Here is a 12,054-nt window from a genome sequence, read left to right as displayed (position 1 = left end):
TATGGACGAACCGAGCCCTCCCGCTGTCCCCTCTTCGGTCTACAGACACGACGAGGCCGACCCTGATACGTTGTCGCGGAATACGACCAAGCCGCGCCCGACGACACCGGCGGCTGGCTACCAGTCAGAATCATCGCTTGCGTGACGCGCGTCACGATCTCGTTTCCCCGCACACATCCGCTGCCGACACTCAGTGCCCACTGGCGTGGCTTCGCCCCGGAGCCACGCGCCCGTCGCCGGGCCCGGTATACGGTCTCGTCGGACCCGACGGCCTTTGGGTACACATCGCGTGGTCCATCCCGGCGAGCGCGGCGAGCTGATCTGCATGATCCACCTCACCCCGATGCGCCCGCCCAGATCCAGGAGTTCACGGTCGTGGCGGTCGATCGGAGCGTTCCGTCCGCCGCCCGCCCGAATCTCCACCCGGCGCCGCGCCTACGCACGCCTGACCCCGAGCTTGCTGCCGAGTACGCACGTCATCTGACGTCGTGCCCGCCCGGGTGACCATCGAGTCAACGGTGCGGTCAGCCGCGCGGCTCGAACCGACGGACCTGGTGGGTCGCGGCGACCAGCTCTCGCAGCCCCTCCACGGCGGTGACCGCTGCGCCCAGCGCACGAGCCTGGACGAGCACGTTGCCGAGCGCGGTCGCCTCGACGGGCCCGGCCAGCACTGGGAGGCCCGAGCGATCGGCGGTGGCCTGGCAGAGGAGCGCGTTCAGAGACCCGCCGCCGACGAGGTGGATCACGTCGACGTCACGCCCGGAGAGGTCGGACGCCGCGCGCACGGTCTCGGCGAACGCAGCAGCGATGCTCTCCACGATGCTGCGCGTGAACGCGGCTCGCTCCGTCGGAGCAGAGGCTCCTGACGTCTCGATCAGCGTCGCGATGCGGCTGGGCATGCCGCCGGGTGCACTGAGCGAAGGATGGTTCGCATCGAAGAGCGGCACGGGATCGGACACGGCGGCCGCCTCCGCGAGCAGCTCGGGAAGGTCGATGTGTGCACCATCCTCCGCCTCCCACGACCGCACACTCTCGCTCAGCAGCCACAGACCTGTGACGTTTCGCAGGAAGCGGTATCGACCGTCGACGCCGAGCTCATGGGTGAAGTTCGCCTCACGCGCCGCATCCGTCAGCACGGGCTCCGTCAGTTCCAGACCCACCAGGCCCCACGTGCCGCACGAGATGTAGGCGGCGGACGACGACGTCATGGGGACGGCGACGACGGCGGAGGCAGTGTCGTGCGATCCGACGGCGATCACGGGGAGATCCTTGCCGACCCGAGCGACGAGCTCGGGGCGCAACAACCCGATCACCGCGCCGGGGTCGATCAACGGTGGTAGGAGACGCGGCGGGATGCCGATGCGCGTCGCGAGGTCTGTGTCCCACTCCCCGTCGTCGACGCCGAGCAACCCCGTCGTGGAGGCGTTCGTGCGTTCGGCGACACGGACGCCAGTGAGGAGGAACGCGATCAGATCGGGGATCAGCAGCGCCGTGTCCGCGTCGGCCGTCCGGTCGTCCGCCCGGTACTGGTACAGGGTGTTGAACGGCAGGAACTGGAGCCCGTTGCGGGCGTGGAGCTCAGCGAACGGCACGATGGCGTGCACCTCCGCGACCCCCCGCTGCGTGCGGGCGTCGCGGTAGTGGAACGGCTCGGCGAGGAGCACGCCGTCCGCGAGCAGACCGTAGTCGACGGCCCAGGAGTCGATCCCGATGCTCTCGATCCCCGGCTCGCGCCGCACCGCCTCCGCCAGCCCGTCCACGACGTGCGCATACAGGGCGTCGAAGTCCCAGTGCAGTCCGTCCTCCCGCTCCACGGGACCGTTCGGGAAGCGCGACACGAGCTCGAGCTCGAGTCGCCCCTCTCCGATCCGCCCGATCATCACGCGGCCGCTGGTCGCCCCGAGATCGACGGCCGCGACCGCGCGAACGGTCATCGCAGGAACGCCGCGGCGACGCCGGAGTCGACCGGGATGTGCAGGCCCGTGGTGCGGCTGAGCTCGGGACCGGTCAGCACGTACACCGCGTCCGCGACGTTCTCGGGCACGACCTCGCGCTTGAGGATCGTGCGGTTGGCGTAGTACTGACCGAGGTCTTCCTCCTTGACCCCGTAGGTGGCGGCACGGTTCGCACCCCACCCGGAGGCGAAGATGCCGGAGCCGCGGACCACGCCGTCGGGGTTGATGCCGTTCACACGGATACCGTACTCGCCGAGCTCGACCGCGAGCAGCCGCACCTGGTGCGCCTGGTCGGCCTTGGTGGCGGAGTAGGCGATGTTGTTGGGCCCGGCGAAGACCGAGTTCTTCGACGAGATGTAGATGATGTCGCCACCGAGCTTCTGGTCGATGAGCACCCGCGCCGCGGCTTTCGAGACCAGGAACGACCCCTTCGCCATCACGTCGTGCTGCAGATCCCAGTCCTTCTCCGTGGTCTCCAGCAGAGACTTCGAGAGCGAGAGGCCGGCGTTGTTGACCACGAGATCGACGCCACCGAAGGCGAGCACGGCCTCGTTCAACGCAGCCTGGACGGCCTCGGCGTCTGCCACGTTCGCGGCGATGCCGATAGCGACATCGGTGCTTCCCAGCTCGGCAGCCGCTGCCCGGGCCTTCTCGAGGTCGAGGTCGGCGATCACGACGCACGCGCCCTCCGCGGCGAGACGGGTGGCGATGGCTTTGCCGATCCCCGAGGCGGCACCGGTGACGAAGGCGATGCGTCCCTGATGCGACTTCGGCTTCGGCATCCGCTGCAGCTTCGCCTCCTCGAGCGCCCAGTACTCGATGCGGAACTTCTCCGCGTCGGAGATCGGCGAGTACGTCGACAGAGCCTCGGCGCCGCGCATCACGTTGATCGCGTTGACGTAGAACTCGCCGGCCACGCGCGCGGTCTGCTTGTTGGCCCCGTACGAGAACATGCCCACCCCGGGGATCAGCACGATGAGGGGGTCGGCGCCGCGGATGGCGGGCGACTCGGCCGTGGCATGCGCGTCGTAGTAGGCCTGGTAGTCGGTGCGGTACTGCTCGTGCAGCTCGTGCAGGCGTGCAGTCTGCTCCTCGACGGATGCGCTGGCCGGAAGGTCGAGGATCAGCGGCTTGACCTTGGTACGCAGGAAGTGGTCGGGGCAGCTGGTACCGAGGGCCGCGAGCGTCGGGGCCTTCTCGGAGGCCAGGAAGTCGAGCACCACGTCGGCGTCGGTGAAGTGGCCGACCATCGGCTTGTCGGTCGAGGCGATGCCGCGGATCGTGCCGGCGAGGGCCGCCGCGCGCTCACGCCGATCCCCAGCCGGGAGGGCCTCGAAGCCCGGGCGGACGCCGCCGAACGGGTCGGCTTTGCCGTGTTCCGCGATGTAAGCGGCTGCGGTGTCGATGATCCAGAGGGAGTTCGCCTCCGCCTCCTCCGAGGTGTCGGCCCAGGCGGTGATGCCGTGTCCGCCGAGGATGCAGCCGATCGCCTGCGGGTTCTGGCGTTTGATCTCGGCGATGTCGAGTCCGAGCTGGAAGCCGGGCCGCCGCCACGGCACCCAGACGACCTTGTCGCCGAAGATCTTCGCGGTCAGCGCCTCGCCGTCCGCGGCGGCGGCGATCGCGATGCCCGAGTCGGGGTGCAGGTGGTCGACGTGGGCGGCGTCGACCAGGCCGTGCATGGCGGTGTCGATCGACGGCGCAGCCCCACCCTTGCCGTGCAGGCAGTAGTCGAACGCGGCGACCATCTCGTCTTCGCGGTCGAGCCCGGGGTACACGTCGACGAGAGCACGCATGCGGTCGAGGCGCAGCACCGCGAGACCGCTCTCCGTGAGGGTGCCGAGGTCGCCGCCCGACCCCTTGACCCACATCAGCTCGACCGGCTGCCCCGTCACCGGATCGGTCTCGGTGCCCTTTGCGGAGGTGTTCCCGCCGGCGTAGTTGGTGGTCTTCGGGTCGGCGCCGAGGCGGTTCGACCGGGCGATCAGAGCGGCAGCGGTGGCGTTGGTCATGACTCTCCAAGACAGGGGCGGTGCACACGACCGTGCACACTAGTGCTGTTACTTCATGTGAAAGATAACATGAAGCGACGTCGAAGAGAAGAGCGCCGATGGTCAGAGGATGTCCGCGACCTCCCGGAAGGCATCGAGCCGCTCGTCCGCGGGATCGAGCTCGGTGATCAGCACGGAGATCTCGTCCTTGTCGAGCGCGCGAGCCACGGAGCGGCGCCCGAGCTTGCTGGAGTCGACGCATACGACCGTCGTCCCGGCGTTCGCGGCCATCGCCTGCTTCAGCTCGGCCTCCTCGACCGACACCTCGGACGTGCCGTCGACGCCGTCGAGCGCATCCGCGGAGGAGAAGAAGGCGTCGAAGTAGACCGATCTCACGCTCCGGTGGGCGATCGGCCCGACGAGGCTGCCCGTCGTGGGCTCGGCCGTCCCTCCGGAGATCACCGCAGTGACGCCGTCGAGCGGCTGCAGCACCTGGAACGACTCGAACGAGTTCGTGTAGACGGTGAGCCCCGCGCGCGGCCCGATCGTCGACGCGAGCATGTTGACCGTCGACGAGGCGTCGAAGGCGACGCTCCCCTGGGCGGGGACGAGACGCAGCGCCTTCTCAGCGATGGCTCGCTTCGCGCTGGCCCTGATCGCACGACGCGCATCGAAGGGCCGGGCGCGCGGCGCCGCCGTCGCACCACCACGCACCCGGCGCACCCGACCCTCGGCCTCGAGTTCGAGCAGGTCCCGACGGATCGTCATCGACGACACAGCGAAGAGCTCGGCCGCGGCCTCGATCATCACGCCCTGCGGGCCGTTGGCGAGTTCGACGAGTTCGTCTCGGCGACGTTGCGCCTCGAGATTGCCGGAAAGAGCCATGGGAGGAATCTATCCGGTGCACACCGTGAGACGAATCGCACACTTCGCACGATCCGCTCAGATGAGCGGGTCCTGTCGCGAGATGAGCGCCACCACTAAGCTCTGCTCATGCTCGGAAACACCACGGAACCCCTTCTCGACCGCGTGGCCGTCGTCACCGGCGGAGCGCGGGGCCTCGGCTACGCCATGGCCGAAGCCCTCGCCTCCGCGGGTGCCGCGATCGCGCTCCTCGACCGCCTCGACACCGTCGCCGAAGCCGCCGAGACGTTGGCATCCACGTCGGGGCGTCGCTGCCTCGGCGTCAGCGTCGACGTCACGTCGGAGGCCTCCATCGTCGCTGCCTTCGATACGGTCGCCACACGCCTGGGCGCGGCGGATGTGCTCGTCAACAGTGCGGGCATCACGCTCGGCACACCTCTTCTCGAGACCACCCCCGAAGACTGGCGGCGCGTGCTCGACGTCAACGTCACCGGCACCTTCGTCACCAGCCGCGAGTTCGCGCGACGGCACGTCGAGTCGGCCCGCGGCAATCCGGCCAGCATCGTCAACGTGTCATCGATGTCGGCGTTCGCCGTGAACATCCCGCAGACCCAGGCCGTCTACAACACCTCCAAGGCCGCAGTGTCGATGTTCACGAAGAGCGCGGCGATCGAATGGTGGCCCCTCGGCATCCGCGTCAACGCGATCGCCCCTGGATACTTCGCCAGCGACATGACCAGGGACTTCGTGGCGGAGAACCCCGAGATGGCCGACGAGTGGGTGCGGCGCATCCCGGCGGGGCGCATGGGACAGCCCGAAGAGCTCGGCGACCTGCTGGTCTATCTCGCGAGCGAGCGGTCGAGCTATGTCGTGGGGCAGAGCATCCTCATCGACGGGGGATACACCAGCGTCTGAGGGCTCACCGGACCATCGGCCCGAACCATAGGCTGAGAGGCATGCCCGAACTGCCCCTCGGCTCGGCGACCTTCCGAGCTGCCGCCGTCGATCTCGGCGGGTCCAGCGGTCGTGTCGTGAGCGCGACCGTCGACGGCGACCGGTTGCGGATAGACGGGGTGCACCGGTTCCGCAACCGTGCGTTCACGGATGAGCTCGGCCTGCGGTGGGACGCGCAACGGCTGTATCGAGATGCGCTCGTCGGCCTCACCCGTCTGCGCAGGGAAGGGCCGGCCTTCACCAGCGTCGGCGTGGACGCGTGGTCGGGGGATTACGGCCTCCTCGGCTATGACGGCCTGCTCGACGCCCCCTTCCATCAGCGCGACGCCCGCACCGAGCGCAGCTTCCCGATCGTCGAGGAGATCCTGCCCGCCGCCGAGGCCTTCCGCGTGACCGGGGTCACCGCCCTCCCCATCATGACGATCTATCAGCTGGCCGCCGACCGCAAGGCCGGACGACTCGACACCGTGCAGCAGATGCTGTTGATGCCCGACCTGCTCGGACGCTGGCTCGGCGCCGAGGGCGTCGCCGAGGCCACGAACGTCTCCAGCACCGGTCTCGCACTCCCCCGCGGCGGTGGCTGGGATGCCAGCCGGATCGAGGCGCTCGGCTTGCCGTCGAGGATCTTCCCCGAGGTCGTCTCGCCCGGCATGGTGACCGGCCGTGTCACCGAGGGCGTCCTCGCCCCCGGCGACGCGACCGCCATCACCGCCGTGGCCTCGCACGACACCGCGAGCGCGGTGATCGCCGTGCCCGCCCGGGATCAGGACTTCGCGTTTGTGTCGTGCGGCACCTGGATCCTCACCGGTGTCGAGGTCGATGACCTGATCACCAGCGACCGCGCCCGTGACGCCGGCTTCACGAACGAGCTCGGTCTCGATGGCACCGTGCGATTCCTGCGCATCGCCGCGGGACTCTGGATCGTCAACGAGTGCATGCGGGAGTGGGGACTGGACGGCTGGGGCACGCGCAGCACAGCAGCCCGCCGCGATCTGCTGGCCCGCGCGGACGCCGCGCCGAGCTCCGGAGTGCTCGTCGACACCGGCGACCCCCGCCTGCTGCGCCCCGGACAGATGACCGCGCGCATCGCCGAGCTTGTGGCCGAGTCCGGTGGACGTATGCCGACCGATCGCGCCGCCGTCGTGCGGCTGGTGCTGGAGAGCCTCGGGGCCTTCGTCGCCCGGCAGGTCGAGGAAGCGGCGACGCTCTCGGGCGTGGACGTACGGGTGATCCATCTGGTCGGGGGCGGCTCCGAGTCGTCGATCCTCGCCCAGGCGATCGCGGATCGCTCCGGCCGGACGGTGACGGCCGGGCCCTCGGAGGCCACATCGATGGGGAACCTCCTGGTGCAGGCCCGTGCGCACGGCGCAGTGCATGGAGGCCTCGCCGACCTGCGCCGCATGGTGCGCGCCTCCACCGAGCTGCGGAACTACGAACCCGCCCCGCGCTGATGCGGTGCGCAGGTCGCGCTCAGACCGGCGACTCGAGAAGCCGTCGGGCGAGAGCCGCGTCCGTCACCAGGGAGTCGACGATCCCGGAACGCAGCGCAGCGATGACGGCACCCGTCTTCGACGGGCCGCCCGCCACCGCGATCACCTCGGGGATGTGCCGCAGCTGCTCGGTGGACACCGCGAGCGAGCGCTCGGCCACCGACCCCACCACGGCTCCGCTCTCGTCGATGAGCGTCGCGCAGATCTCCGCCTTGACGCCGGCGGCGAGCAACTCGTCGAGCGCACCCGCCCGCCCCGCGTTGTCGTAGAGCTGGGAGTCGGGCGGACTCCACGACCCGACCGCGACGACGGCCTTGGTCACCGAGTCGAACCGGCGGAAGGTCTCCATGATGCCGGGTTCGCGCCGCAGCGCGGAGGCGGTCGCTGCGGTCTCCACGAGCAGGGGCGCGAAGATGGCACGGGAGCGACCCCCCGAGATGCGACTCACCTGGCGGATCACCTCGACGCCGTTCTCGGGCGTCGGCGCGGCGACACCGGCGAGCTGGACGACCTCGCACGTCGCCAGGGTGCGCAGGTGCCCGGCCATCGCGGTCAGGGTGCGACCCGCCGTGAGCCCGAGCACGTCGCCGTCGGTGACGATCTCGCTGAGCAGGTCGGCGGCGGCACGACCCAGTCGATCCTGGATCAGCTCGGGCGTCGTCCCCGGAGTGATCACCGCGAGAGCGCGCGTGAGGCCGAACCGGGCGCGCAGCTGCATCGACAGGTCGAGATCGAGCGAGTCCGGCGCCTCGATCGTGATCTTCACCAGCCCCTGCTCGAGCGCATCCTCCAGCATCCGGGCGATCTTGAAGCGCGAGAGGCCGAGTTCTTCCGCGATCTCGATCTTCGTCCGTCCGTCGAGGTAATGCCGGCGTGCGACGTGCGAGATCCGCACCAGCTCATCGGGTCCCATGTCGCCTCTTCCTCTCACGCCGTCACGTCCGATCAGCATATCCGGATTCCACCGTTTCCGCTCATCTGAGCGCCCAGTTGTCTCATCCGTCACGCATGGCTAATGTCGGTCGAGCAATCACGACCGCGCGACTGCACACGCACCACGAGGAGCCCGATGAAGCGCACTGAACTGCCGACGACCATGCGTGCGAGCGTGCTGGTCCGAGCCGGCGAGCTGACGGTCGAGACCCGCCGCGTGCCGACGCCCGCCCCCGATCAGGTGATCGTCCGGGTGAACGCGGTCGGCATCTGCGGCTCCGACGTCCATTACTTCCACGAGGGACGCATCGGCGACTTCGTCGTGGAAGAACCCCTCGTCCTCGGCCACGAGGCCGGCGGCACCATCGTCGCGGTCGGCACCGACATCGACGACTCCCGCCTCGGCGAGCGCGTGTCCATCGAGCCGCAGCGCCCGTGCCGCGTGTGCGAGTTCTGCCGGAGCGGCCGTTACAACCTCTGCCCGCACATCGAGTTCTACGCCACCCCGCCCGTCGACGGCGCCTTCGCCGAGTACGTCGCGATCCAGGGCGACTTCGCCTATGCCGTCCCCGACTCCGTCAGCGACGACGCCGCGGCCCTCATGGAGCCGCTGTCCGTCGCCATCGCCGCCGTGCAGAAGGCGGGTGTGCGCCCGGGCAGCCGCGTGCTCATCACCGGTGCCGGTCCGATCGGCATCGTGACCGCGCAGACCGCACGGGCCTTCGGCGCCACCGAGATCGTGATCAGCGACCCGATGGCGGAACGCCGGGACGTCGCCCTGCGTTTCGGTGCGACCCAGGCCGTCGACCCCGCCGCAGGTCCCCTCGGCTCGGGATACGACTCCTTCGTCGACGCCTCGGGCTCCCCCGTCGCCGTGAAGCAGGGCATCTCGGCGCTCAAGCCCGGTGGCGTGGCCGTACTGGTCGGCATGGGCGCCGACGAGATCGCCCTTCCCGTCTCGACCATCCAGAACCGCGAGCTGGTCGTCACCGGCATCTTCCGCTACGCGAACACCTGGCCGACTGCTATCGAGCTGGTCGCCTCCGGCGCCGTCGACCTCGATGCCCTGGTGACCGGATCCTTCGGCCTCGACGAGGTGCGTGCGGCGCTCGACTCCGCATCCCACCCGTCCACGCTGAAGAGCATCGTGCGTCCGGACCGCGAGCACGCGAGGGAATCGTGACCGACCTCGAGCGCACGGGGGGCATCACCCTCGACGAGCAGCCCGACATGCTCGCGTGCGTCGACATCCGCAAGGCGTTCGGCGGGGTGCCCGTGCTCAAGGGCGTCGGGCTGCATCTCGAGCCGGGCACCGTGACCGCCCTCGCAGGCGAGAACGGCGCCGGTAAGTCGACGCTCATGAAGATCGCCTCCGGCCAGATGAAGGCGGACGCCGGTCAGGTGCTGGTCCGCGGCGAGGAGCTGGCCGCGGGATCGGCACGTGACGCCCATCAGCGCGGGATCGCCATCGTGCCGCAGGAGCTCGCCTCGATCCTCGACACCACGGTGTACGAGAACATCTTCGTCGGCCGGGAGCTGCGGGGTCGTCTCGGACTCGTGGATCGCCGCCGCATGGCGAGAGAGGCCAAGGAGATGCTCGCGGAGTTCGGCGTCGACATCGACCCCGCCACGCGGATGGGGTCCCTGCCGGTGGGCCTGCGCCAGATCGTCGAGATCGTCAAGGCGACCAGCACCGGCGCTCGCGTGCTGCTGCTGGACGAGCCGACCAGCGCGATCGCCGAACGCGAGGTGGCCCGTCTGATCGAGAACATGCGGATGCTGCGCGACCGCGGCGTCGCGATCCTCTTCACCACGCACAAGATGGAGGAGATTCGCGCGATCGCCGACCGGGTCGTGGTCCTCCGCGACGGCGGCCTCGTGGCGGACGCGCCGCTCTCGGAACTCAGCGACGACGATATCGTGACCGCGATGATCGGCCGCGAGCTCGAAGACCTCTTCCCCGACCTGCCGCCCGCGTCCGACGACATCGCCCTCTCGGTGCGCGGCCTCGACTACACGCCGGCCCCGCAGCCGGTCGACCTGCAGGTGCGCCGCGGCGAGATCGTCGGACTCGCAGGGCTCGTCGGCGCGGGACGCACCGAGCTCATCGAGGCGCTGTTCGGAGTGCGCTCCTCGACCGCGGGCGAGATCGCCGTCGGGGGCCGTCGCGTCCGCCGCGGACGCCCTGCCGACGCGATCACCGCAGGCATGGCGCTGGTCCCGGAGGACCGGAAGGGCGCTGGCGCCGTGCTCAGCATGGACATCCTGGCGAACGCCACCCTGCCGCGCATGGACCAGTTCTCCGTCGCCGGATGGCTCAAGGGCCGCACCCGCGTCGACGCGGTCTCCGAGGTCATGAGTTCGGTGAGACTGCGCAGCCGCGGCCTCGGGCAGCTCATGGAGACACTGTCCGGCGGCAACCAGCAGAAGGTCGTGCTCGCGCGCTGGCTCACCGGCGAGGTCAAGGTCCTCCTGCTCGACGAGCCGACCCGCGGCGTCGACATCGGCGCCCGCAGCGAGATCTACCGCATCATCACCGACCTCGCCGCCTCCGGCATGGCCGTGGTCATGGCCTCGAGCGACATGCCGGAGATCCTCGCGCTGTCGCATCGCGCTCTCGTGCTCAAGGACGGGGGCGTGGTCGCCGAGCTCGACCGGGCCGCCCTCCAGCAGCCTGACGTGCAGGACCGCATCTTCCGCCTCGCGAGTGGACTCGACATCTCCGAGGCCCCCGCCAGCAGCACCGCCCCCTCCGCAAAGGACGACCGATGACCGACACCCGCACCGCCGCGCAGACCTTCGTGCCCGAGTCGGAAGTGAAGCGCTTCAGCCCCACCTGGTTCGGCGACCTCGCCATCCGCTACGCGATGGTGATCGTGATGGTGCTCATCATCGCCTTCTTCCTCTACCGCAGCGCGCGCTTCGGGACGGTCGACAACCTGCAGACGATCCTCGTCGCCGCGGCACCTTTCGCCCTGATCGCCCTCGGACAGACGCTCGTGATCCTCACCGGCGGCATCGACCTGTCGGTCGGCAGCGTCATCGCCGCATCCGCCGTCTTCGGCAGCCTGACCGCGAAGGCCTTCCCCGACCAGATCTGGCTCGCGATCGTCGCCGGCGTCGTCGTCGGCTTCATCGCCGGCGCGATCAACGGGTTCGTGGTGTCGGTGATCAAGGTGCCACCCTTCATCGCGACGCTCGGGATGCTCACGCTCGCATCCGGCGTCGCCTATGTCGCGGGCAACGGCGCCCCCATCACCGGGCTGCCCGCCGACTTCTCCCGCATCGCCAACGCGCAGTTCGGCGGGCTCACGCTCCCGGTCATCCTGATGATCGTCGGCATCCTGGGACTCGCGATCATCATGCGCCGCACCACGTGGGGCATGCGCGTGTACGCGATCGGCGGCAACCCGATCGCCGCGGGCATCGCCGGCATCAACGTGGGCCGCACCATCTTCAGCGTGTACGCCATCTCCGGCATGCTCGCGGGGATCTCCGGCGTCATGCTCGCCAGCCGCGTCACCCTCGGTGCACCGAACCTCGGCGTCGGGTACGAACTCGACGCGATCGCAGCGGTCGTGATCGGCGGGGCGAGCCTGCTCGGCGGACGCGGCTCCATCTGGGGAACGGCCCTCGGTCTGCTCCTCATCCAGACGCTCAACAACGGTCTCGACATCCTGACCGTGCCCGCCTACTGGCAGAAGGTCATCAAGGGTGTGCTCATCGTCGCCGCGGTCGCCGTCGACGTGTGGGCGACCCGACGACGAAGCCGCTAGCTCCCGACGACCACCCGACGAAGAAGACCCTGCTTCATCGCACCACCCAACGAGAGGAAACCCATGTTCACCAAGAAGAGCCGCATCGCCG

General features: G+C 69.6%; 9 protein-coding genes. 5 read left to right on the top strand and 4 right to left on the bottom strand.

Features of this window, described 5'->3' with window-relative positions; genetic code table 11:
* Positions 1–524: 524 nt before the first annotated feature.
* From RN51_RS09910 to RN51_RS09900, 3 genes are all read right to left on the bottom strand, one after another.
* Positions 525–1,934, bottom strand: coding sequence for a rhamnulokinase (locus RN51_RS09910; RefSeq protein ID WP_045263880.1), 1,410 nt, complete (start codon positions 1,932–1,934; stop codon positions 525–527).
* A complete protein-coding gene (locus tag RN51_RS09905; protein WP_045263879.1) occupies positions 1,931–3,967 on the bottom strand; it encodes a bifunctional rhamnulose-1-phosphate aldolase/short-chain dehydrogenase in 2,037 nt (678 codons plus the stop codon). Before RN51_RS09905 ends, RN51_RS09910 begins: the two co-directional genes overlap by 4 nt.
* Before the next feature lie 102 nt (positions 3,968–4,069).
* Entirely contained in the window at positions 4,070–4,831 is a 762-nt protein-coding gene (locus RN51_RS09900; RefSeq protein WP_045263878.1) for a DeoR/GlpR family DNA-binding transcription regulator, read from the bottom strand.
* Between the two features lie 108 nt (positions 4,832–4,939).
* Between RN51_RS09900 and RN51_RS09895 the strand changes: the two genes are divergently transcribed.
* On the top strand, positions 4,940–5,725 hold the full coding sequence (locus RN51_RS09895; RefSeq protein WP_045263877.1) for an SDR family NAD(P)-dependent oxidoreductase: 786 nt from the start codon (positions 4,940–4,942) through the stop codon (positions 5,723–5,725).
* Between the two features lie 41 nt (positions 5,726–5,766).
* The gene (locus RN51_RS09890) at positions 5,767–7,215 is read left to right on the top strand and encodes a rhamnulokinase (protein ID WP_045263876.1); all 1,449 of its coding nucleotides are present in this window, start codon (positions 5,767–5,769) and stop codon (positions 7,213–7,215) included.
* Between the two features lie 19 nt (positions 7,216–7,234).
* Here the strand turns inward: RN51_RS09890 and RN51_RS09885 are convergent, their stop codons facing one another.
* The gene (locus RN51_RS09885; RefSeq protein WP_045264031.1) at positions 7,235–8,167 is read right to left on the bottom strand and encodes a sugar-binding transcriptional regulator; all 933 of its coding nucleotides are present in this window, start codon (positions 8,165–8,167) and stop codon (positions 7,235–7,237) included.
* Positions 8,168–8,323: 156 nt separating this feature from the next.
* Between RN51_RS09885 and RN51_RS09880 the strand changes: the two genes are divergently transcribed.
* Genes RN51_RS09880 through RN51_RS09870 form a run of 3 tightly spaced genes read left to right on the top strand, consistent with a single transcriptional unit; the run spans position 8,324 to position 11,963 of the window.
* Complete coding sequence (locus tag RN51_RS09880) at positions 8,324–9,370, top strand: NAD(P)-dependent alcohol dehydrogenase (protein WP_045263875.1); 1,047 nt, start codon at positions 8,324–8,326, stop codon at positions 9,368–9,370.
* Entirely contained in the window at positions 9,367–10,959 is a 1,593-nt protein-coding gene (locus RN51_RS09875) for a sugar ABC transporter ATP-binding protein (protein WP_231579270.1), read from the top strand. Before RN51_RS09880 ends, RN51_RS09875 begins: the two co-directional genes overlap by 4 nt.
* The gene (locus RN51_RS09870; RefSeq protein ID WP_045263874.1) at positions 10,956–11,963 is read left to right on the top strand and encodes an ABC transporter permease; all 1,008 of its coding nucleotides are present in this window, start codon (positions 10,956–10,958) and stop codon (positions 11,961–11,963) included. The genes RN51_RS09875 and RN51_RS09870 overlap by 4 nt, the downstream gene beginning before the upstream one ends.
* Positions 11,964–12,054 lie beyond the last annotated feature (91 nt).

The organism is Microbacterium oxydans (assembly GCF_000956405.1).
Classification (GTDB): domain Bacteria; phylum Actinomycetota; class Actinomycetes; order Actinomycetales; family Microbacteriaceae; genus Microbacterium; species Microbacterium oxydans_C.
Note: the sequence above shows the minus strand (reverse complement) of the source record. Positions and strands in the feature narration are given on the sequence as shown.